Annotated in this window: 24 protein-coding genes; 7 read left to right on the top strand and 17 right to left on the bottom strand. The window is 68.5% G+C overall.

Going from position 1 to position 24,216, the window contains the following annotated elements; all coding sequences use genetic code 11:
- Positions 1-19: 19 nt before the first annotated feature.
- From der to Q8S30_RS05465, 5 genes are all read right to left on the bottom strand, one after another.
- Positions 20-1,477 carry a ribosome biogenesis GTPase Der gene (der, locus tag Q8S30_RS05485; RefSeq protein ID WP_305665027.1) on the bottom strand — a complete coding sequence of 486 codons (1,458 nt, stop codon included), beginning with the start codon at positions 1,475-1,477 and terminating at the stop codon, positions 20-22.
- A gap of 46 nt (positions 1,478-1,523) precedes the next feature.
- Complete coding sequence (locus tag Q8S30_RS05480) at positions 1,524-2,852, bottom strand: PQQ-like beta-propeller repeat protein (RefSeq protein ID WP_305665026.1); 1,329 nt, start codon at positions 2,850-2,852, stop codon at positions 1,524-1,526.
- 85 nt (positions 2,853-2,937) lie between these two features.
- Positions 2,938-3,594, bottom strand: a complete 657-nt coding sequence (locus Q8S30_RS05475) for a hypothetical protein (protein WP_305665025.1) — start codon at positions 3,592-3,594, stop codon at positions 2,938-2,940.
- A 36-nt stretch (positions 3,595-3,630) separates the two neighbouring features.
- Positions 3,631-3,753, bottom strand: a complete 123-nt coding sequence (locus tag Q8S30_RS05470) for a hypothetical protein (protein ID WP_305665024.1) — start codon at positions 3,751-3,753, stop codon at positions 3,631-3,633.
- A 197-nt stretch (positions 3,754-3,950) separates the two neighbouring features.
- Positions 3,951-5,774, bottom strand: coding sequence for an ABC transporter ATP-binding protein/permease (locus tag Q8S30_RS05465; protein WP_305665023.1), 1,824 nt, complete (start codon positions 5,772-5,774; stop codon positions 3,951-3,953).
- 126 nt (positions 5,775-5,900) lie between these two features.
- Between Q8S30_RS05465 and Q8S30_RS05460 the strand changes: the two genes are divergently transcribed.
- Positions 5,901-6,296 carry a helix-turn-helix transcriptional regulator gene (locus Q8S30_RS05460; RefSeq protein WP_305665022.1) on the top strand — a complete coding sequence of 132 codons (396 nt, stop codon included), beginning with the start codon at positions 5,901-5,903 and terminating at the stop codon, positions 6,294-6,296.
- Here Q8S30_RS05460 and Q8S30_RS05455 read toward each other — a convergent pair.
- Complete coding sequence (locus Q8S30_RS05455; RefSeq protein ID WP_305665021.1) at positions 6,274-7,743, bottom strand: LysM peptidoglycan-binding domain-containing protein; 1,470 nt, start codon at positions 7,741-7,743, stop codon at positions 6,274-6,276. The two genes, Q8S30_RS05460 and Q8S30_RS05455, sit on opposite strands and share 23 nt — an antisense overlap.
- A gap of 109 nt (positions 7,744-7,852) precedes the next feature.
- Here Q8S30_RS05455 and Q8S30_RS05450 point away from each other — a divergent pair, with 109 nt between their 5' ends.
- Complete coding sequence (locus Q8S30_RS05450) at positions 7,853-8,410, top strand: TIGR00730 family Rossman fold protein (protein WP_305665020.1); 558 nt, start codon at positions 7,853-7,855, stop codon at positions 8,408-8,410.
- 2 nt (positions 8,411-8,412) lie between these two features.
- On the opposite strand, the gene Q8S30_RS05445 is transcribed toward Q8S30_RS05450, so the two are convergent.
- The 5 genes from Q8S30_RS05445 to Q8S30_RS05425 form a co-directional block, all read right to left on the bottom strand.
- Complete coding sequence (locus Q8S30_RS05445; RefSeq protein WP_305665019.1) at positions 8,413-8,868, bottom strand: host attachment family protein; 456 nt, start codon at positions 8,866-8,868, stop codon at positions 8,413-8,415.
- A 168-nt stretch (positions 8,869-9,036) separates the two neighbouring features.
- The gene (locus Q8S30_RS05440; protein WP_305665018.1) at positions 9,037-9,636 is read right to left on the bottom strand and encodes a superoxide dismutase; all 600 of its coding nucleotides are present in this window, start codon (positions 9,634-9,636) and stop codon (positions 9,037-9,039) included.
- Positions 9,637-9,754: 118 nt separating this feature from the next.
- Positions 9,755-10,327 carry a sarcosine oxidase subunit gamma gene (locus Q8S30_RS05435; protein ID WP_305665017.1) on the bottom strand — a complete coding sequence of 191 codons (573 nt, stop codon included), beginning with the start codon at positions 10,325-10,327 and terminating at the stop codon, positions 9,755-9,757.
- Entirely contained in the window at positions 10,320-13,301 is a 2,982-nt protein-coding gene (locus Q8S30_RS05430) for a sarcosine oxidase subunit alpha family protein (protein WP_305665016.1), read from the bottom strand. The genes Q8S30_RS05435 and Q8S30_RS05430 overlap by 8 nt, the downstream gene beginning before the upstream one ends.
- The gene (locus Q8S30_RS05425) at positions 13,298-13,621 is read right to left on the bottom strand and encodes a sarcosine oxidase subunit delta (protein WP_305665015.1); all 324 of its coding nucleotides are present in this window, start codon (positions 13,619-13,621) and stop codon (positions 13,298-13,300) included. Before Q8S30_RS05425 ends, Q8S30_RS05430 begins: the two co-directional genes overlap by 4 nt.
- 188 nt (positions 13,622-13,809) lie before the next feature.
- Here Q8S30_RS05425 and Q8S30_RS05420 point away from each other — a divergent pair, with 188 nt between their 5' ends.
- Positions 13,810-14,001 (top strand): hypothetical protein, encoded by a 192-nt coding sequence (locus Q8S30_RS05420; protein WP_305665014.1) that lies wholly within the window; start codon positions 13,810-13,812, stop codon positions 13,999-14,001.
- Positions 14,002-14,018: 17 nt separating this feature from the next.
- Here the strand turns inward: Q8S30_RS05420 and Q8S30_RS05415 are convergent, their stop codons facing one another.
- The gene (locus Q8S30_RS05415; protein WP_305665013.1) at positions 14,019-15,266 is read right to left on the bottom strand and encodes a sarcosine oxidase subunit beta family protein; all 1,248 of its coding nucleotides are present in this window, start codon (positions 15,264-15,266) and stop codon (positions 14,019-14,021) included.
- Positions 15,267-15,502: 236 nt separating this feature from the next.
- Here Q8S30_RS05415 and ccmI point away from each other — a divergent pair, with 236 nt between their 5' ends.
- The 3 genes from ccmI to Q8S30_RS05400 are packed head-to-tail and all read left to right on the top strand — an operon-like array spanning position 15,503 to position 17,447.
- Positions 15,503-16,735, top strand: a complete 1,233-nt coding sequence (gene ccmI, locus Q8S30_RS05410) for a c-type cytochrome biogenesis protein CcmI (RefSeq protein WP_305665012.1) — start codon at positions 15,503-15,505, stop codon at positions 16,733-16,735.
- The gene (ruvX, locus tag Q8S30_RS05405; protein ID WP_305665011.1) at positions 16,732-17,208 is read left to right on the top strand and encodes a Holliday junction resolvase RuvX; all 477 of its coding nucleotides are present in this window, start codon (positions 16,732-16,734) and stop codon (positions 17,206-17,208) included. Before ccmI ends, ruvX begins: the two co-directional genes overlap by 4 nt.
- The gene (locus Q8S30_RS05400; protein ID WP_305665010.1) at positions 17,205-17,447 is read left to right on the top strand and encodes a DUF1289 domain-containing protein; all 243 of its coding nucleotides are present in this window, start codon (positions 17,205-17,207) and stop codon (positions 17,445-17,447) included. The genes ruvX and Q8S30_RS05400 overlap by 4 nt, the downstream gene beginning before the upstream one ends.
- A 6-nt stretch (positions 17,448-17,453) precedes the next feature.
- Here the strand turns inward: Q8S30_RS05400 and Q8S30_RS05395 are convergent, their stop codons facing one another.
- A complete protein-coding gene (locus tag Q8S30_RS05395; protein ID WP_305665009.1) occupies positions 17,454-18,272 on the bottom strand; it encodes a sulfite exporter TauE/SafE family protein in 819 nt (272 codons plus the stop codon).
- Positions 18,273-18,535: 263 nt separating this feature from the next.
- Here Q8S30_RS05395 and Q8S30_RS05390 point away from each other — a divergent pair, with 263 nt between their 5' ends.
- Positions 18,536-19,789 carry an MFS transporter gene (locus Q8S30_RS05390; protein WP_305665008.1) on the top strand — a complete coding sequence of 418 codons (1,254 nt, stop codon included), beginning with the start codon at positions 18,536-18,538 and terminating at the stop codon, positions 19,787-19,789.
- A 105-nt stretch (positions 19,790-19,894) separates the two neighbouring features.
- Here Q8S30_RS05390 and Q8S30_RS05385 read toward each other — a convergent pair whose 3' ends face one another.
- From Q8S30_RS05385 to Q8S30_RS05370, 4 genes are read right to left on the bottom strand one after another with little or no spacing between them, the layout of a single operon-like run.
- Positions 19,895-20,674, bottom strand: a complete 780-nt coding sequence (locus Q8S30_RS05385) for a crotonase/enoyl-CoA hydratase family protein (RefSeq protein WP_305665007.1) — start codon at positions 20,672-20,674, stop codon at positions 19,895-19,897.
- On the bottom strand, positions 20,667-21,536 hold the full coding sequence (locus Q8S30_RS05380; RefSeq protein ID WP_305665006.1) for a hydroxymethylglutaryl-CoA lyase: 870 nt from the start codon (positions 21,534-21,536) through the stop codon (positions 20,667-20,669). Before Q8S30_RS05380 ends, Q8S30_RS05385 begins: the two co-directional genes overlap by 8 nt.
- Positions 21,529-22,185 carry a glutathione S-transferase family protein gene (locus tag Q8S30_RS05375; protein WP_305665005.1) on the bottom strand — a complete coding sequence of 219 codons (657 nt, stop codon included), beginning with the start codon at positions 22,183-22,185 and terminating at the stop codon, positions 21,529-21,531. The genes Q8S30_RS05380 and Q8S30_RS05375 overlap by 8 nt, the downstream gene beginning before the upstream one ends.
- Complete coding sequence (locus tag Q8S30_RS05370; RefSeq protein ID WP_305665004.1) at positions 22,182-24,155, bottom strand: acetyl/propionyl/methylcrotonyl-CoA carboxylase subunit alpha; 1,974 nt, start codon at positions 24,153-24,155, stop codon at positions 22,182-22,184. Before Q8S30_RS05370 ends, Q8S30_RS05375 begins: the two co-directional genes overlap by 4 nt.
- Positions 24,156-24,216 lie beyond the last annotated feature (61 nt).

Here is a 24,216-nt window from a genome sequence, read left to right as displayed (position 1 = left end):
CCGTTCTCTCAGTCGCCCCTCAATCGTCCTTGCGCACCTTGCCGATATGCTTGTTCAGCCGCGAGGGCGTGGACCATTTGCGGTCCTTGAACGGGTTCTTGTCGCTTTGCCCGCGGAAGGTCATGCGGATCGGGGTGCCCGGCATGTCGAAATTCTCGCGCAGGCCGTTGACCAGATAGCGCGAATAGCTTTCCGGCAGGTCGTCGGGGCGCGAGCACATCACCACGAAGTTCGGCGGCCGGGTCTTCACCTGCGTCATGTAGCGCAGCTTGATCCGGCGGCCGCCCGGCGCGGGTGGCGGATGCGCCTCGACCATCGCGCCGAGCCACTGGTTCAGCTTGGCGGTGGTCACGCGGCGGTTCCACACGTCATGGGCCTTGATGATCGCATCATGCAGCCGGTCCAGCCCCTTGCCGGTCTTGGCCGAGACGGTGACCAGCGGCGCGCCGCGCAGCTGCGGCAGCAGCCGTTCGAACCCGTCGCGCAGCTGGTTGAGCTTGTGCGGCTTGTCTTCTTCCAGGTCCCACTTGTTCGCGGCGATCACCACGGCGCGGCCCTCGGTCTCGGCATAGTCGGCGATGCGCAGGTCCTGCTGCTCGAACGGGATCTCCACATCCAGCAGCACCACCACCACCTCGGCAAAGCGCACGGCGCGCAGGCCATCCGCCACCGACATCTTCTCCAGCTTGTCCGAGATCTTGGCTTTCTTGCGCATCCCGGCAGTGTCGAAGATCCGCACCGGCGTGCCCATATACTCGGTCCCGACCGAGATGGCATCGCGGGTGATGCCGGCTTCGGGGCCCGTCAGCAGCCGGTCTTCGCCGAGGATCTTGTTGATCAGCGTCGATTTCCCGGCATTCGGGCGGCCGATCACCGCGATCTGCAGCGGCTTGGCCTTGGTCGGCCGGTAGTCGTATTCGTCCCCGCCCTCGACCACATCGACATCGGTTTCGGGCGCGTCGATCCGGGCCTGCTCGTCAAAGGCATCGGCCAGCGGGCGCAGGGTCAGGTAGAGGTCATCCATCCCCTCGCCATGCTCGGCCGACAGCCGGATCGGCTCACCGAGCCCAAGGCTCCAGGCCTCCAGCGCGCCGGCATCGCCGGCCTTGCCCTCGGCCTTGTTGGCGGCCAGAATCACATGGGCGTTCTTCTTGCGCAGGATATCGGCGAAGATCTCGTCGGTCGGGGTCACGCCCACCCGCGCGTCGATGACGAACAGGCAGATGTCGGCATGTTCCACCGCGCGCTCGGTCAGCTTGCGCATCCGGCCCTGCAGGCTTTCATCGGTGGCCTCTTCCAGCCCTGCCGTGTCGATCACGGTAAAGCGCAGGTCCACCAGCCGCGCCGCGCCTTCGCGCAGGTCACGGGTCACGCCGGGCTGGTCATCGACCAGCGCCAGCTTCTTGCCGACAAGTCGGTTGAACAGCGTCGACTTGCCCACATTGGGCCGTCCGACAATGGCTAGGGTGAAGCTCATGGCCCCTCCGGTAAAACAGAAGAGGACCGCTTACACCGCTTTCGCGTCAGCGGAAAGCGTGAAGCTGGCCGGATTTGCCCATGACATACAAAATCCCGCCCGCAACCGCCGGGCCAGCCGCCGCGCCGCCCGGAATCTCGGTCTGCGCGACCAGCGCGCCCGTCGAGGGATCATAGCTGCGCAGCACCCCGTCGGTCGAGGCAAGGCGCAGCCGCCCGCCGGCCAGAACCGGGCCGTAATGCACATGGATCGTCCGGCGGCGCTTGTCCTTGCGGGTGGGCACGTAATAGGGCAGCTCCACCGCCCAGATTTCCACGCCCGTGGCAGCATCAATCCGCATCAGCCGCGACTCGTCGGTGACGAGGAAGATCGACCCGCCCACCGGCACCACCGGGCTTGCCGCGCCTTCATCCGCCGTCCAGCGCGCGCGGCCCGCGGCCACGTCCACCGCCGCCAGCCGGCCTGCCGAGGTGCCGGCATAGACGGTGCCGCCCGCCATCACCGGCTCGCCGGTCAGGCCCATCACATCGGCATAGCCCATACCAAGCCGGCGGCCCGGAACCGGCACCGCCCATTTGCGTGAGCCGTCCGCCCGGTTCACCGCCACCAGCTCGCCGCTGGGGAAGGGGAACACCACCGTATCGCCCTCGACCGCGGGGGCCGAAACGCCGGCGACGCTGCTGGGAGAGGCAACGCCTTGGGTCTTCCACTGCACGCGGCCATCGGCGGCGCGCACTGCCCAGCCGACCGAGTTGCGGGTCGCGGCGTAAACCATGCCACCCGCAACCGCCGGGGCACCGCCCACCGCAGAGTCGAAATCCTGCCGCCAGATCACGCCGCCGCTGGCGGGGTCGAGCGCGACCAGCTCGCCATAGCCGGTGGTCACGAACAGCTTGCCGTCGCCATAGGCGAGACCGCCGCCGACCGTCTCGCCGCCGCGCCCGCCGGGCGGCACCACACTGGTGGACCACAGCACCGCACCCGAGGGGCTGGTGGCGCTGACCTGCGCATCGGCATCGAGCGTGAAGATCCGCCCCGCCGCCACCACCGGATCGGCGGTCACCCGCAGGCGTTTGCTATCGCCGCGCCCGACATTGGCGGACCAGATGCGGACAGGCGCCGCGGACAGCGCGACATGGCCAAGCCGGTGCGTGGCCGCCCCGCCGCGCTGGCTCCATTCTGCGTTCATCACCGGCGCCGGCAAGCCAAGCGCCGTCGCCGGGGCGCGCACAGGTTGCGAGACCTCGCCCGACAGCGCGTCCTGCGGATCGAGCCGAACACCTGCCAGCCGCACCTCCTTGTCGCAGCCGGCAAGGGTTGCCAGCACCAGAAGTGCGGCCATGCCGCGGGAAAGACCTGCGATGGAAAGCGTCACTGCCCCGTCCTTTTCACGTTCGCCCGTTTCTTCACGGAGCCCGTTTCTGCACCCAGGGCGCTGTTGCACCCCCGGAATGTCGTTGTCAGGCCGCCTCGGGCTCCGCACCCAGGGCCACCATCAACTGTGTCGCGCGCCTGCGCAAGCCCGAGGTCACGCCCGGTTCGAGCAGCAGCGCCTGCAGCCGCTCGACTGCCGCGTCGCCCTCGCCCGCCGCGACCAGATCCAGCGCCTGCTGTTCCAGCGCCAGCATCCGGTAGGGCGCACCGGGCGTCGCCAGCATGTCCAGCGCCGCGCCGCGCTCCGAGGCCGGCATCTCGGCCCCCGCCGCAATGACGCGCTTGATCAGGGCCAGGTGGCGATAGCTGACCGGCAGCGCATTGGTTGCGGCAATGGTATCCCATGCGGCCAGAGCCGCCGGCATATCGCCCGCCTCCAGCGAGGAGGCCGCTGCAAGGAACCCCTGCAGCGCCGCGCGCTCGGGCCCTTCCGCTGGCACAGCCGCCAGCGCCTCGGCCCGCGCGGCCGGGGTTTCCGCCGACATCGCCGCCATCAGGGCATCGCCAAAGGCGCGCGCCTCGGTCTCGGCCCGGGACTTCTGCCATTCGTTCACCGCAGCGCCCACGACGATTCCCACCACCAGCAAGATCCCGATCCAGCCATAGCGGCGCATCGCGGCATAAAGCCGGTCGCGGCGGACCTCGTCGGTCACCTCGTCGATGAAGCTGTCGGTATTGCTCACGGGCGGTGCCTCCTCATGGCGCTGTTGGGCCATCTCTTACACGGCAAGGGGCGAGGTTGCCAAGCCCGGGTGGGAGGGTGGGCGCAGGCTCTGAAACTTGTGGTCGTCGCCCATGTCGCTGGCGAAGGCCATCGCCTTCGCCACAACCCGCCCTTTCATCTTGCAACGGCCGGGCCCCCAAAGGGCCCGGCCAGCGCCCGCCCCGACCTGGCGGGCGCTTCTCGCCCGCCAGGTCGGGCGCTGTCCTCACACGGTCTCTTGCTGCCAATGGCTCTGGGGGAATGGTCCGCACGGGCGGGGGCGAGGCAGTGCCTCGCCTTGTCCCGCCCGTATTTTATCCCGTCAGGGGCGCGCCCTCACGCCGCCTCGTCTTCATCCTCTTCCTCCACCTCCGCCGACTGCCGCGCCCACATCGCGGCATAGCGACCGCCCGCCTCCAGCAGCGCCTCGTGCTTGCCCTGCTCGACGATCTGCCCCGCCTCCAGCACCACGATCTCATCGGCATCGGCAATCGTCGACAGCCGGTGCGCGATGGTGATGACCGTCCGCCCCTCGCCCATCGCCCGCAGGCTGTCCTGAATGTCACGCTCCGTCTGCGTGTCCAGCGCGCTCGTCGCCTCGTCCAGCAGCAGGATCGGCGGGTTCTTCAGCAAGGTGCGCGCAATCCCCACCCGCTGCTTCTCGCCGCCCGACAGTTTCAGCCCGCGCTCGCCCACCGTCGTCTCATAGCCCTCGGGCAGCGAGGCGATGAAGTCGTGGATCTTCGCCCCCCGCGCCGCCGCCTCCACCTCGGCCCGGCTGGCCGAGGGGCGGCCATAGGCGATGTTGTAATAGACGGTATCGTTGAACAGCACCGTGTCCTGCGGCACCACGCCAATGGCATCATGCACCGATTGCAGCGTCACATCGCGCAGGTCCTGCCCGTCGATGCGGATCGCGCCGCCCGTCACGTCATAGAAGCGGAACAGCAGCCGCCCGATGGTGGACTTGCCCGAGCCCGAGGGACCGACGATCGCCACCGTCCGGCCCGCCGGCACCGTCAGGCTGACGCCCTTCAGGATCGGGCGGCTGGCATCATAGCCGAACATCACCCCGTCCAGCTCCAGCGCGGCGCCCGCCACCTTCAGGGGCGGCGCGCCGGGCTTGTCCGTCACCTCGGCCGGCTGGCCCAGAAGGTCGAACATCTCGCCCATATCGACCAGCGCCTGCCGGATCTCGCGGTACACCGTCCCAAGGAACCCCAGCGGCATGGTGATCTGCATCATGTAGGCGTTGACCATCACGAAATCGCCGACCGTCAGCGCCCCGCTCTGCACCCCCATCGCCGCCATCACCATCACGATGACAAGGCCGGTGGTGATGATCAGCGACTGGCCGAAGTTCAGCACCGCAAGGCTCTGCCCGGTCTTCACCGCCGCGCCCTCATAGCCCTGCATCGCCGCGTCATAGCGCTGCGCCTCGCGGGTCTCGGCGCCGAAATACTTGACGGTTTCATAGTTCAGCAGGCTGTCGATGGCCTTCTGGTTGGCGTCGGTATCCTGGTCGTTCATCTGCTTGCGGATCTTCACGCGCCATTCGGTGACCTTGAAGGTGAAGGTCACATAGGCCCAGATCGTCACCACCACGACCGCCATGTACCAGACGTTGAACACCAGCGCGAAGATGATCGCCACCATCGCCAGTTCCAGGATCAGCGGCCCGACCGAGAACAGCATGAAGCGCAGCAGGAAATCGACGCCCTTCACCCCGCGCTCGATGATCCGGCTCAGGCCCCCGGTCTTGCGGGTAATGTGATAGCGCAGGCTGAGCGCGTGGATATGGGTGAAGGTCTCCAGCGCCAGTTGCCGCAGCGCCCGCTGGCCGACGCGCACGAAGATCGCATCGCGCAGCTCGCCAAAGCCAACGGACAACAGCCGCGCGACCCCGTAGGCCACCGTCACCCCGATGGCGCCGATGGCCAGCAGCGCCGCATCGCCGCCCTCCTCGCCCGCCAGAGAGTCCACAGCACCCTTGTAGAGGAACGGGATCAGGATCGAGATCACCTTGCCAAGCACCAGCGCCACCAGCGCCAGCACCACACGCCGCTTCACCCAGGTCTGCCCCTCGGGCCACAGGTAAGGTGCCACCCGGCGCATGGTCCGGATGCCGCTGGCCTGCTTGCGGGCGGGTTTGTCTGCCATCTTGTCTCTCCTGCCGCCCGGCTGCGCCGCGGCGGCCTTCGCGGATCACGGTCCGCACGTCGTTGATTTGGGGGCCCGGTTACCGTATCTGTGAGGTTACTTCAACGATTCACGAGTAGTTGAAACATGGAGCGTCGCCAAGTTCTCTCCGCCCTGTCGGCGCTGGCCAGCGAAACGCGGCTGGATCTGGTGCGCCTGCTGGTGCCCGCCGGGAAAGAGGGCCTCAGCGCGGGAGAGATAGCGCGCCAGCTTGGCATTTCCGCGTCGCGCCTGTCCTTCCATCTTGCGGCGCTGGAGCAGGCGGGGCTGATCACCGCCCGCAAGGAATCGCGCAACGTGTTCTATGCCGCCGATTTCGCCGGGATCGGCCGGACCTTCGGGTATCTGCTGAACGATTGCTGCCTCGATCACCCCGAGGTGCGGGAATGCTGTCGCTCGCGGGGGCCGGCGGGGGCCTGCACTGGCACCAGCAGCACCCCTGCGCTGATCATTCCTGCGGTCAGTCCTTCTCGGGAACCGTGAACACCTGCCCCGGGTAGATCAGGTCCGGATCGCGGATCTGCGCCCGGTTCGCCTCATAGACCCGGACATAGGCAAAGCCGTCCCCGTAATTCTGGGTCGCGATGGCCCAGAGGGTGAAGCCCGGTTGCACCGTCACCTGGATCAGCTGCGGGCTTGGCAGCGCATCGGTGGCGGCGGTCGCGGGGGCCTCGGCGGCGGGTTCTCCCTCCACCGCCGCCAGAACGGCCGGAGCCTCGGGCGCAGCGCCCGTGACAGGCGCGGCCGGTTCGGCGGGGGCAGCTGCGGTTTCGGGCACCGAGGCGGAGACGGGCTCGGCGGCCGTCTCGTCACTCGCGGCAGCCGGGGCCGGCCGCGTCGCCTCCATGGCAGCGGCCAGCACCTCGGCCGACTCGCGCTGGAACGGCGTCTCGAAGCGGGAGACGACCTTGCCGGCCGCATCCACCTCATCGACGCGCAGCGTGTAGACCCCGCCTGCCAGTTCCGGCAGCAGCACCTGCCAGGCGCCATTCACGGCAATCGGGGCGGAGGCAAAGGCGGCGTTGTCCACATAGACCCGCACCTCGCCCGCGCCCCCTGCCCGTCCCGCCAGAGTGACCGCGCCCGTCGCATCATAGCTGATCGAGTCGATCACCACATTGCCGCCCATCCGCGGCGGCGACAGCACCGACAGGCCCGACCCGTCGGTCAGCAGCACCGTCGGCGCCTCGGCAGCGGGTTCATCGGCGGGTTCGGCTTCGGCCGCGGGAGCGGCTGCGGCGCTCCTCTCGGGAGCCCCAGCCTCAGCCTCAGCCTCTGCGCCCGGCTGCACCGCAGCCACCTGCGTCTCCGGCTCTACCTGCGCCCGCGGCGCCAGCACCACGCTTTGCTGCGAGGTCGTCACCGTGCCCGCGGCATCGGTGACCTGCAGCTTCAACTCGCGCGGCGCGCCGGTCAGCGGCAGGTCGGTCAGGAAGGCGAAATCCCCGCGCGCATTGGCCGCGGCAGTCGCCACCTCGGCCCCGTCCGCCATCAACGCCACCGTCGCCCCAGGCGCGGCATGGCCGGCAACCTGCACGCCGCCCTGCGCATCGGCGCGTACGGTGTCAAAGCTCGGCATCGAAGGATCGGCCGGCGGTTCCGGTGTGGCTTCGGGTTCGGCGGCAGCCACAGCCTCTGGCGCAACTGCAGCCTCTGGCACAGCCTCAGTGGCCGCGGTCTCGGCTGCCGGAACCGGCTCGGCAACGGGCGCTTCTGCGACAGGCACCGCCGCCAGCGGCTGCGCCTCGGTCCCGGCCTGCTCCATCGGCGGTTTCACCAGCCCCCACCAGACCACAGCCCCAAGCGCCAGCCCAGCCGCCACGCCGCCAACCACCCGCACAGCGCCCCCCGCCATGCCGCCAGCCGCCCCAATGCCCGCCTCTGCGCCGGCCGTATCCCCGGCCGCCGCGCCTTGCGTCTTCTCCGACATTCCCGCATCCCCGTTGCAGCGGCCCCCCGGCGCGCTTGAGCCAGCATAGCAACGCCGGTATCAGGGGTCAAAGCAACTGCATTCTGCCCAACCGCAAGGATTCCGCCCGATGCCGAATTACACACGTTCCGTCTGCGTCTTCTGCGGCTCGCGCCCCGGCGCCCGCCCCGCCTATGTCGCGGCGGCGCGCGGCATGGGCCGGATGCTGGCCGAACGCGGCTGGCGGCTGGTCTATGGCGCGGGCGATGTCGGGCTGATGGGCGAGGTGGCGCGGGCGGCGCAGGCGGCAGGGGGAGAGACCTTCGGGGTGATCCCGGTGCACCTTCTGGGCAAGGAAGTCGGCAAGCGCGATATCAGCACCTTCGTCATCACCGAGACGATGCATGAGCGCAAGAAGGTCATGTACATGAACTCTGACGCCATCGTGGTGCTGCCGGGGGGCGCGGGCACGCTCGATGAACTGTTCGAGGTGGTGACTTGGCGGCAGATCGGCCTGCACAGCAAACCGATCTACCTGCTGAATACCGAAGGCTACTGGAACCCCCTGCTGGCGATGGCCGAAACCGTCATTACCGAGGGTTTCGCCGAACGCTCTCTGGCCGAGTACATGGTGCCGGTCGCCAGCCTCGAACACCTCGAGACCCGGCTGACGACCGACCTCATCTGAGCTTACATCCCGGCCAGATCGCCCGCGACGATCTTGGCGATCTCGGCCGTGGGATGCCCGGTCAGCGTTTTTGGCAGTTCGGCAATCACCGCGCCCGCCAGCGCAGGGCCCATCGCCGCGCGCAGGCTGCCCAGCATCTGCGGCGGCGCGGCCAGCACCAGCCGCTTCATCTCACCGGCCTCCAGCCGTGCCTCGAGATCCCCGGCGAGGTCACGGGCAAAGCCTTCCTCCGCCAGCCGGTGAAAGTCGGTCTGCTCCATCGCCGAACGCGGCGCGCCGCCCGGCCCGTCCATCCGTCCCGGCTGATCGGTGCCCTGCTCGCGGGTCGGCGGGTTGTCGATGGCGGTCTTCTTCACCACACGCAGCTGCGGCGCCTCGGCCGTGCCGGTATTCTCCAGCAGCAGCGCCTTGGCACCGTCCGCCACCACCACCCAGGTTCCGGTCGTCAAAAACAGCATCGCATCCTCCATCTTGCAGGGCACCGCCACGGGGGCGGCTCCCCTTCGACATAGGTATCTTTTGCGCCGCTGCCCGGCTTGCGGCCCCGATGCGGCAAGAATCCGCAGGCTGAATGCAAAAAGGCCCGCCATAGCGGGCGGGCCTTTCGGAAGGGTGCTTCGAACAGATTACATGCGCGAGGCGACGTTTTCCCAGTTCACCAGCTTGTCGAGGAAGTTGGTCAGGTAAGCCGGGCGCTTGTTGCGGAAGTCGATGTAATAGGAATGCTCCCACACATCGCAGCCAAGCAGCGCGGTCTGGCCGAAGCACAGCGGGTTCACGCCATTCTCGGTCTTGGTGATCTTCAGGCTGCCATCGGCATCCTTGACCAGCCAGGCCCAACCGGACCCAAACTGGCCGGCGCCGGCGGCGGCGAAGTCTTCCTTGAACTTGGCGACCGAGCCGAAGGCCTCGGTCAGCGCGGCTTCCAGATCGCCGGGCATTCCGCCCTCGCCCGGGCCCATCATCTCCCAGAACTGGGCGTGGTTCCAATGCTGGCTGGCATTGTTGAAGATGCCGTTCTGCGCAACGGCACCGGCCTGGTAGGTGCCCTTGACGATCTCTTCGACCGTCTTGCCCTCCCATTCGGTGCCGGCGATCAGCTTGTTGCCGTTGTCGACATAGGCCTTGTGGTGAATGTCGTGGTGGTATTCCAGCGTCTCTTTGGACATGCCAAGCGATGCCAGCGCATCATGGGCATAGGGAAGATCGGGAAGGGTGAAAGCCATCTGGTTGGTCCTTTCGAGCGGGGGAAGCGTTAAGGTCTATAGAGGCACCCCCCGCCGCGAGGTCAAGGGCAGAGCGCCGGAATCTCGGCACGTTCCTGCTCGGGGCGCCCCTTGCGGCCTATCCCGCGAACAGCTCCGACCCCGGCCGCGCGGCGTTTTCCAGCACGCCAAAGGCATAGCTGGCGACAGACCGGAAGCAGACAAGGCTGTACTCCTCCCGCCCGGAATCTCGCCCCGATTTCCACAGCGCGGCGGCGATCTGGCCCAGCCGGGTGCGGCGCACCTCATCCTCCGCAAGCGCGGCGAAATCCACCGGGCAGAGCTTCATCAGCACTTCGGCGGCCTTCGGGCCCGTCACACTGAAACTCGCCCGCGCGTCCGACACGTCCACCGCCAGCGCGTGCTGTCCTTCCAGCGCCGCCGTCAGCTGATCCACCAGCCCCGGTGCCGAGGCATAGGGGCCGACCAGCAGCAATTCATCCGGCGACATCCAGCAGACGGACCAGTCGCCCGCCACCACCCGCCGCCGCTGCCCCGGCATCGCGCAGCCCGTCGCCGCCAGAACCGCCGCCACCAGTTCGGCCGAGCCGAGATCCCCGCGCAGGGTCACCATGCCGACCAGACCGGCCTCTGCCACAGTTGAGAAACCACTGTAGCTTCGCCCCACAAGTGCGCTGATTTGCTCAGACATTCTGCTTCTCCCCGTCCTTGTCGTAGAAGACCTGATCCACGATCCGCGCCTGCACGACCTTGCCGTCGTCCACCGGGAAATCCAGCACCTCGCCCATCCGGCCTGGCCCGTTCAGCACCAGCCCCATCGCGATGCCCTTCTTCAGCACCGGCGAGTGATAGGTCGACGTGACGCGCCCCTGCGTGCGCCGCTGGCCATTGGCATTCACGCCCTCGGCCACCGCCAGCGCGCCATCGGGCAGCACCGATCCGTCCAGTGTCTCCAGCCCCACCAGCTTCCAGCGGTTCGGGTCGGCCATATGGCTGCGCTCCTGCGCGCGCTTGCCGAGGTAGTCGGGCTTCTTCTTCGAGATCGCCCAGCCAAGGCCCAGATCCTGCGGGATCACCGTGCCGTCGGTCTCGTCCCCGATCATGATGAAGCCCTTTTCGGCGCGCAGCACATGCAGCGCCTCGGTGCCGTAGGGCATCGCCCCGAACTCGGCACCCTCCGCCACGCAAGCCTCCCAGAAGGCAAGGCCCTCCGACGCCGGCACCGCGACCTCATAGCTCAGCTCGCCCGAAAAGCTGATGCGGAACACCCGTGCGCGGAAGCCGCCAAGCGTGCCCTCCGCATAGGTCATGAACGGCAGCGCCTCGCGGCTGACATCCATGCCGCCGAGTTTTTCCAGCAGCATCCGTGCCTTGGGGCCGACGATGGCCACTTGGGCATATTGCTCGGTCAGGTTGGCGGTGTGGACCTTCCAGTCCCACCACTCGCATTGCAGCCAGTCTTCCATATGCGCATGGATGCGGTCCGCGCCCCCCGTCGTCGTGTGGCAGAGCCAGCTGTCCTCGGACAGCCGCACCACGACGCCATCGTCGATCAGGAAGCCGTTGTCGTTGCACATGAGGCCATAGCGGCACTTGCCCACCGGCAGCGTGGACATCACGCCGGTATAAAGCATGTCGAGGAACCGCCCCGCATCGGCGCCCTTCACCAGGATCTTGCCGAGGGTCGAGGCATCGAGCAGCCCGATATTGCTGCGGGTGTTGATGACTTCCCGGTTCACCGCCTCATGCGCCGTCTCGCCGCCGCGCTTGTAGCAATAGGGGCGGCGCCATTGGCCCACCGGCTCCCAATAGGCGCCCTGCGCCTCGTGCCAGCCATGCATCGGCGTCTGGCGCAGCGGCTGGAAGATCTCGCCGCGCGCCTCGCCGCCGATGGAGCCGAGGCTGATCGGGGTATAGGGCGGGCGGAAGGTGGTGGTGCCGGTTGCGGGGATCTCTTGATGTAATGCATTAGAAAGCACCGCGAGTCCGTTGATATTGCTGAGCTTTCCCTGATCCGTCGCCATGCCGAGCGTGGTGTAGCGCTTGGTATGCTCCACACTCTCATACCCCTCGCGCGCGGCGAGCTGCACGTCGGAGACCTTCACATCGTTCTGATAATCCAGCCACATCTTGGATTTCAGAGCGTTTCCAGCACCTTGCGGCATGATCCAGACCGGCAGCATCGCTGCCTCAGCCGGACCTGTCGCCTGCGGCGCCAGCCCCTCACCGCCCGCGGCGGCATGGGCGTCGGCCAACACCGCCGCCGTCTGCAGCGCGCCAGAGGCGGCACCCGCGGTTGCGGCAATCGGCTGGCCGGCATCGCCGGTCGGCGGGCGGGCGGCGTCGGGGCGGAACATCGAGGCCTCGGCGTCCCAGACCAGCTTGCCGCCGCAATGACTCCAGAGGTGGACCACCGGCGACCAGCCGCCCGACATCGCCACCACGTCGCAGGCGATCTCTTCCAGCACGGCGCCCTCGCCCTCCTGCGCGCAGATCGCGACGCCGGTGACGCGCTTGGCGCCCTTGACCTTGGCGATGCCGCGGCCTTCCAGCACGCGGATGCCGCGGGCGCGGACCTGAGCGGGCAGATCGCCGGTGGCACTCGGCCGCGCGTCGATGACGGCGGCCACAACCAACCCGGCATCGGCCAATACGAGCGCGGTGCGATAGGCATCGTCGTTGTTGGTGACCACCACGGTGCGGTCGCCGGGGCTGACGGCCCAGTTCACCACGAAGTCGCGCACCGCCGCAGCCAGCATCACGCCCGGAATATCGTTGCCGGCAAAGGACAAGGGCCGCTCGATCGCCCCCGTCGCGGTGATGACCTTGCCCGCGCGGATCCGCCAGAGCCGGTGCCGAGGCCGCCCGTCGCCGGGGGTGTGATCGGCGACACGTTCATAGGCCAGCGCATAGCCGTGGTCGTAGAGGCCGGACACCATCGTGCGCAGGCGCATCGTGACATTTGCCATTCCTTCAAGGGCTTGCACGGCGTTCTTCACCCAAAGATCCGCCGCCATCCCGTCGATCACATCGCCATCCACCGGCGCCCGCCCGCCCCAATGCGCGGTCTGCTCCAGCAGGATCACGCGTTTGCCGGCGCGCGCTGCGGTCAGCGCCGCGGTAAGGCCGGCGATGCCGCCGCCCGCCACCACCAGATCGGCGAAGGCATAGGCCTGTTCATAGCGGTCGGCATCGGCGTCCTGCGGCACCTTGCCGAGGCCGGCGGACTGGCGGATGAACGGTTCATAGACATGCTTCCAGAACGGCCGCGGCCAGAGGAACATCTTGTAATAGAAGCCCGCCGGCAGGAAGCGCGCGAGGTAGCCGTTCACCGCGCCGATGTCATATTCGAGGCTCGGCCAGTGGTTCTGGCTGATCGCGGTCAGCCCCTCGAAGGTCTCGGTCGTGGTCACCCTCTGGTTCGGCTCGAAGCGCGGGCCCTGCCCGAGGCCCACCAGCGCATTCGGCTCTTCGGCGCCTGAGGCGACGATGCCGCGCGGGCGGTGATACTTGAAGCTGCGCCCGACCAGCATCTGGTCATTGGCCAGCAGCGAGGCCGCCAGCGTGTCGCCGGCAAAGCCGGTCATCGGCTTGCCGTCGAAGCGGAAGGTGACCGGGGCGCGGCGGTCGATCAGACGGCCGCCACGGGAAAGACGCGCGCTCATTGTCCTGCCTCCCAGCCGGGCCGGCGGGCCCGGATTGCTGCGATGATATGCTCCGGCGGGGCCGAGGTCTGCGCCGGATAGGTGCCGAACACCTCCAGCGTGGCGGTGCAGCGGGCGGCGAGGAACCACTTGCCGCAGCCATAGGCATGGCGCCAACGCTCGAAATGCACGCCCTTGGGGTTCTTGCGCGCGAACATGTAGGCCTCGAACTGCTCGTCACTGTCGCCCGGGCCATAGCGCTTGAGATGCGCCTCGCCGCCGGGGGAGAGCTCGGTTTCCTCGGCACGGATGCCGCAATGGGGGCAGGTGAGGGTCAGCATGTCAGCGGGCCTTCTTTTGGCAGGCGCCGGGGGCTTCGCGCCCCCGGACCCCCGCGGGATATTTTGGCAAAGAAGAGGGGGAAGGAGGAGCAGAAGTCCACGAAACGCCTTGTTTTACAGCGTGCATCTCTGTTTTCGGCCGCAACGCTCAGACTGGTTCGCAAGTTGAACAAAACAGGACTGAGCGAATGAGACACTGGCGAGAAATCGAGATATGGGCGCGTTGTCATCCAGAGAAAAATATCGGCACCTTGGCGCGGCGCGCGTTTGACCGTTGCGACGACGACGGCATTGCGGGCGATGACATCGATGCAATGACGGAGTTGCAGACGCAATTTGAGTGGGAACAACGACGCTCCCGACGACGAAAGAAGCGGTGAAGTGAGACTAGAGGCGATCAATGCGCCACCCCCGCCGCGACTGACTCATCAATGAAGCGGCCTTCCTTGAAGCGGTCGAGGCCGAACTCCACGGCCAGAGGCCCCGGCTCGCCCTTGGCGACCAGCTCGGCCATGGCCCAGCCGGAGCCGGGGATGGCCTTGAAGCCGCCGGTGCCCCAGCCGCAATTGACGAAGATGCCGCCCACGGGGGTCTTGGACAGGATCGGCGAGCGGTCGCCGGTCATGTCGACGATGCCGCCCCATTGGCGCAGCATCTTGAGGCGGCTGAGCATCGGGAAGGTTTCAATCAGGGCGCGGGTGGTTTCCTCGACATGCTGCCAGGATCCGCGCTGCGTGTAGTTGTTGAAGCCGTCGGTGCCGCCGCCGATCACCATCTCGCCCTTGTCGGACTGGCTCATGTAGCCATGGACGGTGTTGGCCATGACCACAACATCCATGCAGGGCTTGATCGGTTCGGAGACGAGGGCCTGCAGGGCCATGGATTCAATCGGCAGGCGGAAGCCGGACATTTCGGCCAGAACCGAGGAGTGGCCGGCGACGACGATGGCGAGCTTGGCGCAGTCGATGGCGCCCTTCGTCGTGTCGATGCCCTGCACCTGGCCGTTTGAGGAGCGCACCCCGGTGACCTCGCATTGCTGGATGATGTCCATCCCCATCGCCGAGCAGGCGCGGGCGTAGCCCCAGGCGACCGCGTCATGGCGGGCAGTGCCGCCGCGGGCCTGGTAGAGCGCGCCGAGGACCGGGTAGCGCGGCCCGTCGATATTCATGATCGGCACCAGCTCCTTGACCTTGGCAGGCTCGATCCATTCGGTGGTGACGCCCTGAAGGTTGTTGGCATAGACGGTGCGCCGGTAGCCGCGGACCTCATGATGCGTCTGCGCCAGCATCAAGAGGCCCCGGGGGCTGAACATGACGTTGTAGTTCAGGTCCTGGCTGAGGCCCTCATAGAGGCTGCGGGCCTTTTCGTAGAGCGCGGCCGAGGGGTCCTGCAGGTAGTTGGAGCGGATGATGGTGGTGTTGCGGCCGGTGTTGCCGCCGCCGAGCCAGCCCTTCTCGATCACCGCGACATTGCGGATGCCGTGGTTCTTGCCGAGGTAATAGGCGGTGGCGAGGCCGTGCCCGCCGGCGCCGACGATGACCACGTCGTATTTCTTCTTGGGGGACGGGCTTTTCCACGCCCGCTCCCATCCCGAATGCCAGCGCAGCGCCTCGCGTGCCACGGCGAAAACCGAATATCGCGTCATGTGCTGCCCCTTCTGCCCGGCCGAATCTTTGGGGCGCCTGGTCGGGCACCCTGCCCGCTTGATCGCCCGATCTCCTGTTTGCGGCAGCGCGGCAAGCGGCGCAATCGGGAAGAAACCGACATGGCCGTGCGGGCGGGCTGCGACAGAACGCGCGCGGGGCGGCGGGGCAGAGCGGCAGTTCGGGCTTTTGTGCGGGGCCTTGTGGCCTTACATGGGGGCAGACTTGCGGAGGAAACATGCTGTTCTGGACCCTGACGATAGCGCTGGCCCTTGCCGTGGCGCTGTATCTGGCGCGCGCCTATATGCGCGGCCGCGGCGCCGATGCGCCGGCCGCCGCCTATGACCTGCGGGTGTTCCGCGACCAGCTGGCCGAGATCGACCGCGATCTGGCCCGCGGTGTACTGGCGGCTGACGACGCGGAGCGGGCACGCGCCGAGATTTCGCGGCGGATCCTCGAGGCGGACCGGCAGATGGGGGCGGCCCCGGCGCGCGCCTCTGGTCGTGCCTCGAGTCTGGGGCCCTATGTGGTGGCGGTGTTCGGGGCGCTGGTGCTGGCGGGGTCTTTCTTCTTGTACCAGAGCCTCGGCGCACCCGGTTATGGCGACCTGCCGCTGGCCAGGCGGGTGGCGATGTCGGAAGAGATCTATGCCGCCCGGCTGCCGCAGGCCGAGGCCGAGGAGCGGGCGGCGCTGACCATGACCCCCGCGCCCCCGGCCGATCCGCGGATGGCAGAGCTGATGGAGAAGTTGCGCGAGGCGGTGGCGGCGCGGCCGAACGATACCGAGGGGCTGCAGTTGCTTGCGCGCAACGAGGCGGCGGTGGGCAATTACCGCGCCGCCTGGGAGGCGCAGCGCCGGCTGATCGCGCTGAAGGGCGATGCGGCGAGCGGCGAGGATCATGCCGCGCTGGCGGAGCTGATGATCCTGGCGGCGGGCGGCGTGGTCAGCCCCGAGGCCGAGGCGGTGCTGGCGCGGGCGCTGGAGCTGGATCCCGGCAATGGCTCTGCGCGCTATTTCCTGGGCCTGATGCTGGCGCAGGCGGGGCGGCCGGACCGCACCTTCAATGTCTGGCGCGGGCTGCTGGAAGAGGGGCCGGAGGATGCGCCCTGGATGCCGCCGATCCGGGCGGCGATCGGTGAGCTCGCGTGGCTGGCGGGGGAAGAGGGCTATGTGCCGCCCTCGGCCGAAACCCGCGGCCCGTCGGAGAGTGACATGCAGGCGGCGGCGGAGATGTCGCCGGAGGACCGCGAGGCGATGATCCGCGGCATGGTCGAGGGGCTGAATGCGCGGCTTGCGGGCGAAGGTGGCACCTCGGATGACTGGGCGCGACTGATCGGGGCCTTGGGGGTTCTGGGCGAGACCGAGCGGGCGGCGCTGATCTGGTCCGAGGCGGAGGATATCTTTGCCGCCTCGCCCGACGATCTGCAGAAGGTCGCCGATGCCGCGCGCGCCGCGGGCGTGCTGCAATGATCCATGAGACGATGGCGGAGTTCGCCGCCGCATTGCCGCCGATGCGGGCGCTGGCGGGGCTGGACCTTGGCACCAAGACCATTGGTGTCGCGGTGTCGGACCGCTTCCGCAGCGTCGCCTCGCCCCTGCACACCATCCGGCGCGAGAAGTTCACGCTGGATGCGGCGCAGGTCTTGAAGATCGCGGCGGAGCGCGAGCTTGGCGGGTTGATCCTCGGGCTGCCGTTCAACATGGACGGATCGGAAGGCCCACGCTGCCAGTCCACCCGCGCCTTTGCCCGCAACCTTTCCCGGCTGACCGAGCTGCCGATCGCCTATTGGGATGAGCGCCTGTCCACCGTTGCCGCCGAAAGGGCACTGCTGGAGGCGGATACGTCGCGAAAGCGTCGCGCCGAGGTGATCGACCATGTGGCGGCCGGGTATATCCTGCAAGGAGCGCTGGACCGGCTGGCGCATCTGGGGCGGCACGGATGATGGACGACGTCTGGAAACGAGATGAGATCGAGAGCCCCTGTGTGAAGCTCTGCGTGATGCATCCCGCCGAGGGGCTGTGCATGGGCTGCTACCGCTCGCTGGCCGAGATCGGCGGCTGGAGCCAGATGAGCGCCGAGGCGCGGCGGGCGGTGATGGCGGAGCTGCCGGGCCGTGCGCCGCAGGTAGCGGGCGCGCGGCGCGGGGGGCATGAGGGGCGGCTGCGCAGACGGGATCAGTAGGATGGATCAGTAACCTAGCGCCTTGCGCAGCATGTTCAGCGCGACCGCCGCCAGGAACACCGCGAAGACCCGCTTCAGCGGCTTGGGGTTCATCTTGTGGGCCAATGCCGCGCCCATCGGGGCGGTGATCAGGGTCATGGCGATGGTCAGGGCGAAGGCAGGGACATTGACGGCGCCGACGGTGTAGGGCGGCGCGCCCTCCACCGGGACCAGCAGGAAGGCCGCTGCGGAGGGTAGCGCGATGGTGATGCCGAAGCCCGCGGCGGTGGCCACGGCGCGGTGGATCGGCACGTTGTAGAGCGTCATCAGCGGCACGCCGAAGCTGCCGCCGCCAATGCCCATCAGCACCGACAGGAAGCCGACCGCGCCCGACAGCGGCGCGCGCACCGCCAGCCCCGGCATCTGCGGCCCCAGCCGCCAGGCATCGCGCCCAAGCGCCATGTAGAGCGACACCGTCAGCGCCAGCAGCCCGAAGATCGCCTGCAGCGCCTGCGTGCGCAGCTGCGCCACCACCAGCACCCCGATCAGCGCGCCGACCGCGATGCCCGGCGCCCAGTGCCGCAGGATCTGCCAGTCCACCGCGCCCTTGCGGTTATGCGACATGACGGATCGGGCCGAGGTGACGATGATGGTCGCCAGCGAGGTGGCAAGGCAGACCTGCATCAGCCCCGGCCCGTCATGGCCGAGGCCCACGAAGATGTAGAAATAGGCAGGCACCAGCACGATACCACCGCCGACGCCCAGAAGCCCGGCGACGAGGCCGGCGAGCGCGCCGGTGACGAGCAGCAGGGCCAGCATCGGCAGAAGTGTCGCGAGGTCTGGCATGAGGGTGTCCTGTCCTGTTCGGGCCCAGACCTAGCGCAAGCTTGGGCGGGGGGAAAGGTGGGGACGCCGTCTTGGACTGCCCTCCTTGCGGAAACGAAAACCGGCACCCCTTTCGGGCCGCCGGTCTGGTCGAGGGAGGTTGAGGGAGCCGGGGCCCAATGCGGAGCGCTGAGACCGCCCACAGCGTTTAACCGCAGGAACCGGGTGGCCTGGCTGCGCTGAATGGCCTGATTTGGGGCCAGAGCAGCTTTCAGGAACACCCCATGTCCTCTCCACCCCATCGCGCCTTGCCGGCTGGCTTTCGCCGGATCGGCTGGTCCAACCTTTTCGCGCAGTTTTCCGAACAGATCGCCTTGGCCGCTGCGCCCTTGTCGGCGGTCCTCTTGCTGGGGGCCGGGCCGGTGGAGACGGGATGGATGCAAATGGCGCAGACCCTGCCCTTCCTTCTGCTGTCGATCCCTGCGGGTCTGGCGGTGGACCGGGCGTCCCGCAAAGCGTTGATGGTCGGGTCAGAGATGCTGCGGGGGCTGTCACTGGCAGCCATCGTTCTGCTGCTCTGGGGCGGCGTGCTGAACGTTCCGCTTTTAGCGGCGCTCGGGTTCATCGGCGCGGTCGGAACGGTCTGCTACAGCGTCGCCGTCCCCGCGATCATTCCGTCCATCGTGCCCCGGGCGCAGCTTGCCGATGCAAATCGTTGGCTGGAACTGGTGCGCAGCGCGGCATTCGCCGCCGGACCTGCCCTTGGCGGCGCCCTTGTCGGCTGGACCGGGGCTTCCGCGGCCTATGTTCTGGCAACGGTGCTATCGCTTCTGGCGGCCCTCTATCTGGCGGGCATTCCGAAGGATCCAGAGACGGAACGCCCGACGCGCAGCCCGCTGCAGGATCTGAAGGAGGGGGCGAGATTTGTCGGGCATCACCGCCTGCTGCTGCCGATCCTGTTCACCGCGATCTTCTTCAACACATCCTGGATCGTGCTGATGGCGATCTATGTCGCCTATGCGGTGCAGACCCTTGGCATGACAGCAACACAGGTCGGCATCACGCTGGGAATCGACGGGCTTGGCATGATCGCCGGGGCCATGATCGTGCCGTTCCTGTCGCGCAGGCTTTCAGTTGGCACCATGATTGCCCTCGGCCCGCTTGGCGGATTTTGCGGCGCGTGCCTGATGTTGCTGACGCTATGGTTTCCGTTCTTCTGGCTCGCCTGTATCAGCCTTTTCGTGTTCGGGATCGGCCCGATCCTCTGGGTCATTACCACGATGACGCTGCGCCAGGCCGTCACCCCAAACGCCATGCTGGGCCGCGTCTCGGCGCTGATCCTGACGGCAACCTATGGCGCAAGGCCGCTGGGGGCCGTCATCGGCACGCTGGTGGTGGCAAGATTCGGCGTTGGCGCCTGCCTGTTCGTTGCGACGGGTGGGTTTCTGGTCCAGCTTCTCATCATCGTGTTCTCGCCGGTGAGGAGGCTACGGGAGTTGCCGGAGATGGGGGACGGTGCGGTGATGGGACGAGCCTGATCGGTTTCAAGCGCTGACGAAACAGAGGGCAGCGCCCGTCCGTCGGCTGGGTGCTGCAACGGCGGCGCTTCGCGCCCTGATTCCTGGCAAGAAGGGGTGGGTTCTCTACCCCCAGCCCGGTTTCCGCTTGTCGAAGAACGCCGCGATGCCCTCCGCCGCTTCGGGGCTTTCCCAGCGGGTGACCAGCGCGGCGATGCTGGCCTCGATCTCGGCGCCGCCGATGGGGGCCCCGAGCCTTCGGGCCAGCGCCTTGGCTTCCGCCACGGCCCCCGGTGCGCAAGACAGATAGGGCGCGACCTCTGCCTCCACCGCGGCATGCAGACCCTCAGGGGGCACGGCGCGGGCGGCGAGGCCGAGGGTCACCGCCTCCGCTGCCCCGAACAGCCGGGCAGACATGAACACCCGCCGCGCCATCGCCTCGCCCATCCGGGCCAGCACATAGGGGCCGATGGTGGCGGGGATCAGGCCGAGGCGGGTTTCCGTCAGGCCAAAGCGCGCGGTATCGGCCGCAATCGCCACGTCGCAGACCGACATCATGCCGATGCCGCCGCCAAAGGCATTGCCGTGGATGCGCCCGATCAGCGGCTTGGGGCAGAGGTTCATCGCGTTCAGCATCATGGCAAGGGCCCGCGCGCCCGCGGCCCGGGTGGGGCCGTCCGCCTCGATCTGGGCGCGCATCCAACCGAGGTCTCCCCCCGCGCAGAAGCTGCCGCCTGCCCCCGCCAGCACCACCACCCGCACCGCGGGATCGGCGCCGAGCGCGGTGGCGGCATGGGTCAGCTCCGCGATCATCGCCGCGTCGAGGGCGTTGTGCTTGTCCGGCCGGTTCAGCGTCAGCCGCGCCACGCCGCGCGCGTCGGTCGTCAGGGTCAGCGTGTCATACATCATCCGTGCTCCCGCCGCGCATTGCGCGCGCCATTGCTGCCGCCTGCTCCACCACGGCAAGGTCCAGCCCGGTCTCATACCCCAGCTCCGCCATCCGTGCCGCCACCAGCTCCGTCGCCACATTGCCCTTTGCCCCGGGGGCATAGGGGCAGCCGCCGAGCCCGCCCACGGCTGCGTCGAAGACCCGCAGGCCAAGCTCCAACGAGGCTTCGATATTCGCCAGCGCCCGGCCCGCCGTGTCGTGGTAATGGCCGGCCAGCAGCGCCGCCGGAACCTCTTGCAGCACCGCCTGCAGCATCGCCGCCACCGTCTCGGGCCGGCCCTGGCCGATGGTGTCGCCAAGGCTGATCTCGGTGCAGCCCATCTTGAGGAGCGCAGCCGCCACCCGCGCCACCGCCCCCGGCGCGACCGGGCCGTCATAGGGGCAGTCGGTCACGACCGAGACATAGCCGCGCACCGGGATGCCGTCGGCTTTCGCGGCCTCCATCACCGGGGCAAAGCGCTCGAGGCTTTCGGCGATGGAGCAGTTGAGGTTGGCGCGGCTGAAGCCCTCGGAGGCGGCGGCGAAGACCGCCACCGCATCGGCGCGGGCGGCGCGGGCGCCCTCGTAGCCCTTCAGGTTGGGGGTCAGCGCCGAATAGGCCACGCCGGGGGCGCGGGTGATGCCGGCCAGCACCTCGGCGCCATCGGCCATCTGCGGCACCCACTTGGGCGAGACGAAGCTGGCCACCTCGATCTGCCGGAAGCCGGCGCGCGAGAGGCAATCGACCAGCGCGACCTTCTCGGCGGCGGGGATCATGCGGGCTTCGTTCTGCAGGCCGTCGCGGGGGCCGACCTCGAAGATCTCGACCGGGTCAAGCATGGGGCGTCTCCTCGGGTGGCGGGTAGAAGGCCTGCATGTATATCTGGGCGGCGCCGTCGCGGGCCGCGGCGCGCTGGAAGGCGGGGCGGGCGTTGAGCCGGTCCAGCCATGCGGAGACCTTCGGCAGGCGGTCGAGCGCAGTGAACCGCTGCCCGATCAACGCGCCATAGGACACGGCGATGTCGGCGGCGGAAAAGCCCGAGGGCAACAGCCAGTCGCCCGCCATCCGCCGCTCGATGCCCTCCAGCGCCTTTTCCAGCCGCTTCGCCTCCAGCCGCATCACGGTAGCGCTGCGCATGGCCGGGTCGCGCAGGATGATGTGATGCTGGGTGAGGTTGGCGACATGGGAGCCGACGGTTTCGGCATAGTGCAGCCATTCCAGCCAGTCGGGGCGCTCTTCCGGCGTGCCAGTCAGTGTGCCCCGGGTTTCGGCGAGGTACTGCAGGATCGCGCCGGATTCGCACAAGGTGCGCCCGTCGATCTCCAGCGCCGGCACCCGGCCCGCGGGGGAAAGGGCAAGGTAGGCGGGATCGCGGAGCGAGCGGTCGAAGAAGGAATGCGGGACCACGTCGAAGTCGAGCCCCAGCTCCTCCAGCATCCACAGCACCCGGAACGACCGGGTCTGCGCCACATGGTGCAGGCGGATCATGCGGCGGCCTCCTTGGAGGTCTCTGTGGGCACTTCATCCTCGAGCCGCACCAGCGCCGCCCCCGCCTCCACCTGATCGCCGGCGGCGGCGAGCACCTCGGCGACGATACCGATCCGGGCGGCGGTCAGCGTGTGCTCCATCTTCATCGCTTCGAGGATCGCCAGCCGCTCCCCCTCCACCACCGCCTGCCCCGGCGCGACGAACACCGCCTTGACGAGGCCCGGCATCGGCGAGAGCACGACATTGCCCCCTGCCCCGGCGGCGGCGAGGCGGGCGAGCGGGTCGAGGGGCGTGAAAGTGAAGGTGCCGGCCGGACCAAAGACGGCGATGCCATGGGGCGTGCGGCATGCGGTGCCGGGGGACTTGGCGCCGTCCAGAGACCAGCCGCCGGCGCGGCGCTCGGCGTGGAGGGTGTGGCCGGGCAGTTCCACCGTCACCCGGTCGGGGCCTTGGGGCAGGAGGGTGGCGATCAGATCCTCCCCCGCCACGTGCAGCGCGACCTGCTGGCGCAGCGGGGCCCAGAGGGTGAAGCCCTGCTGCGGGGCCGCCGGCTGGTCCAGCCCCGCCGCCGCCAGCGCCGCCAGCGCGACGACGCCCGGCGGGCAGGCGGGCACCTCGGTCAGCGCCGCCAGATCGCGGGCGATCAGGCCGGTATCGACATCGCCCGCGGCAAAGCCCGGATGGCGGGCGAGCGCGCCGAGGAAGGCGAGGTTGGTGACGGAGCCGGCCACTTCGGTTTCCGCCAGCGCGCGGGAGAGTTGGGCAAGCGCAACGGGCCGCGTCGGGCCATGGACGATGACCTTGGCGATCATCGGGTCATACCAGGGGCTGATCGCATCGCCGGGGCGCACGCCGGTCTCGATGCGCGCCCCCGCCGGGAATGCCAGATGGTCGAGCGTGCCGGTGGCGGGCAGGAAGCCAGCGGGCACATCCTCGGCATAGAGCCGCGCCTCGAAGGCATGGCCGCGGAGCGGGATGTCCTGCTGGCGCATGGGCAGAGGCTCGCCCGAGGCGACGCGGAGCTGCCATTCAACGAGGTCGATGCCGGTGATCGCCTCGGTCACCGGATGTTCGACCTGCAGGCGGGTGTTCATCTCCATGAACCAGAAGCGGTCGGGGCGCAGGCCGTCCGAGGCATCGACGATAAACTCGATGGTGCCGGCCCCGGAATAGCCGATGGCGGTGGCGGCGCGGACGGCGGCCTCGCCCATGGCGCTGCGCATCTCGGCGGTCATGCCGGGGGCCGGGGCTTCCTCGATCACCTTCTGGTGGCGGCGCTGAAGCGAGCAGTCGCGTTCATAGAGGTGGACCGCATGGGTGCCGTCGCCGAAGACCTGCATCTCGATATGGCGGGGCTTTTCGACGTATTTCTCGATCAGCACCGCGGCGTTGCCAAAAGCGCCTGCCGCCTCGCGCTGCGCGGAGGCCAGCGCCTCGGCAAAATCTTCGGGCTGGTCCACCCGCCGCATCCCCTTGCCGCCGCCCCCCGCGACCGCCTTGATCAGCACCGGATAGCCGACGGCGTCGGCCGCGCCCGCCAGATGTTCCGCGTCCTGATTGGCCCCGTGATAGCCCGGCACCACCGGCACCCCCGCCTCGGCCATCAGCCGCTTGGCGGCGTCCTTGAGGCCCATGGCGCGGATGGCGGCGGCAGAGGGGCCGATGAAGACGAGGCCGGCGGCGGTGACGGCATCGACGAACTCCGGGTTCTCGGACAGGAAGCCATAGCCGGGATGGATCGCCTCGGCCCCCGTCTCCAGCGCGGCGGCGATGATCGCATCCCCGCGCAGATAGCTGTCCGCCGGGGCCGGGCCGCCGATGAGGACCGCTTCATCGGCCATCGCCACATGGCGGGAGGCAGCATCGGCGGTGGAGTACACGGCGACGGTGGCAACGCCCATGCGGCGGGCGGTGTCGATCACCCGGCAGGCGATCTCGCCGCGATTGGCGATCAGGATGCGATTGAACATTTTACGACCTTTTGCTCAAGGACAAATTCAAGGCTGATTTGTGTCTGCCTGCATCTTTTAG

It is taken from the genome of Frigidibacter sp., assembly GCF_030695035.1.
Taxonomy (GTDB): Bacteria; Pseudomonadota; Alphaproteobacteria; order Rhodobacterales; family Rhodobacteraceae; genus Frigidibacter.
This window is presented reverse-complemented; position numbering and strand designations above follow the sequence as displayed.

Excerpts from the sequence above, each read along its gene's own strand:
- der (WP_305665027.1), bottom strand. The coding sequence starts at position 1,477 with ATGAGCTTCACCCTAGCCATTGTCGGACGGCCCAATGTGGGCAAGTCG.
- Q8S30_RS05470 (WP_305665024.1), bottom strand. The coding sequence starts at position 3,753 with ATGAAAGGGCGGGTTGTGGCGAAGGCGATGGCCTTCGCCAGCGACATG.
- Q8S30_RS05465 (WP_305665023.1), bottom strand. The coding sequence starts at position 5,774 with ATGGCAGACAAACCCGCCCGCAAGCAGGCCAGCGGCATCCGGACCATG.
- Q8S30_RS05460 (WP_305665022.1), top strand. The coding sequence starts at position 5,901 with ATGGAGCGTCGCCAAGTTCTCTCCGCCCTGTCGGCGCTGGCCAGCGAA.
- Q8S30_RS05455 (WP_305665021.1), bottom strand. The coding sequence starts at position 7,743 with ATGTCGGAGAAGACGCAAGGCGCGGCGGCCGGGGATACGGCCGGCGCA.
- Q8S30_RS05450 (WP_305665020.1), top strand. The coding sequence starts at position 7,853 with ATGCCGAATTACACACGTTCCGTCTGCGTCTTCTGCGGCTCGCGCCCC.
- Q8S30_RS05445 (WP_305665019.1), bottom strand. The coding sequence starts at position 8,868 with ATGCTGTTTTTGACGACCGGAACCTGGGTGGTGGTGGCGGACGGTGCC.
- Q8S30_RS05440 (WP_305665018.1), bottom strand. The coding sequence starts at position 9,636 with ATGGCTTTCACCCTTCCCGATCTTCCCTATGCCCATGATGCGCTGGCA.
- Q8S30_RS05435 (WP_305665017.1), bottom strand. The coding sequence starts at position 10,327 with ATGTCTGAGCAAATCAGCGCACTTGTGGGGCGAAGCTACAGTGGTTTC.
- Q8S30_RS05430 (WP_305665016.1), bottom strand. The coding sequence starts at position 13,301 with ATGAGCGCGCGTCTTTCCCGTGGCGGCCGTCTGATCGACCGCCGCGCC.
- Q8S30_RS05425 (WP_305665015.1), bottom strand. The coding sequence starts at position 13,621 with ATGCTGACCCTCACCTGCCCCCATTGCGGCATCCGTGCCGAGGAAACC.
- Q8S30_RS05420 (WP_305665014.1), top strand. The coding sequence starts at position 13,810 with ATGAGACACTGGCGAGAAATCGAGATATGGGCGCGTTGTCATCCAGAG.
- Q8S30_RS05415 (WP_305665013.1), bottom strand. The coding sequence starts at position 15,266 with ATGACGCGATATTCGGTTTTCGCCGTGGCACGCGAGGCGCTGCGCTGG.
- ccmI (WP_305665012.1), top strand. The coding sequence starts at position 15,503 with ATGCTGTTCTGGACCCTGACGATAGCGCTGGCCCTTGCCGTGGCGCTG.
- ruvX (WP_305665011.1), top strand. The coding sequence starts at position 16,732 with ATGATCCATGAGACGATGGCGGAGTTCGCCGCCGCATTGCCGCCGATG.
- Q8S30_RS05400 (WP_305665010.1), top strand. The coding sequence starts at position 17,205 with ATGATGGACGACGTCTGGAAACGAGATGAGATCGAGAGCCCCTGTGTG.
- Q8S30_RS05395 (WP_305665009.1), bottom strand. The coding sequence starts at position 18,272 with ATGCCAGACCTCGCGACACTTCTGCCGATGCTGGCCCTGCTGCTCGTC.
- Q8S30_RS05390 (WP_305665008.1), top strand. The coding sequence starts at position 18,536 with ATGTCCTCTCCACCCCATCGCGCCTTGCCGGCTGGCTTTCGCCGGATC.
- Q8S30_RS05385 (WP_305665007.1), bottom strand. The coding sequence starts at position 20,674 with ATGTATGACACGCTGACCCTGACGACCGACGCGCGCGGCGTGGCGCGG.
- Q8S30_RS05380 (WP_305665006.1), bottom strand. The coding sequence starts at position 21,536 with ATGCTTGACCCGGTCGAGATCTTCGAGGTCGGCCCCCGCGACGGCCTG.
- Q8S30_RS05375 (WP_305665005.1), bottom strand. The coding sequence starts at position 22,185 with ATGATCCGCCTGCACCATGTGGCGCAGACCCGGTCGTTCCGGGTGCTG.
- Q8S30_RS05370 (WP_305665004.1), bottom strand. The coding sequence starts at position 24,155 with ATGTTCAATCGCATCCTGATCGCCAATCGCGGCGAGATCGCCTGCCGG.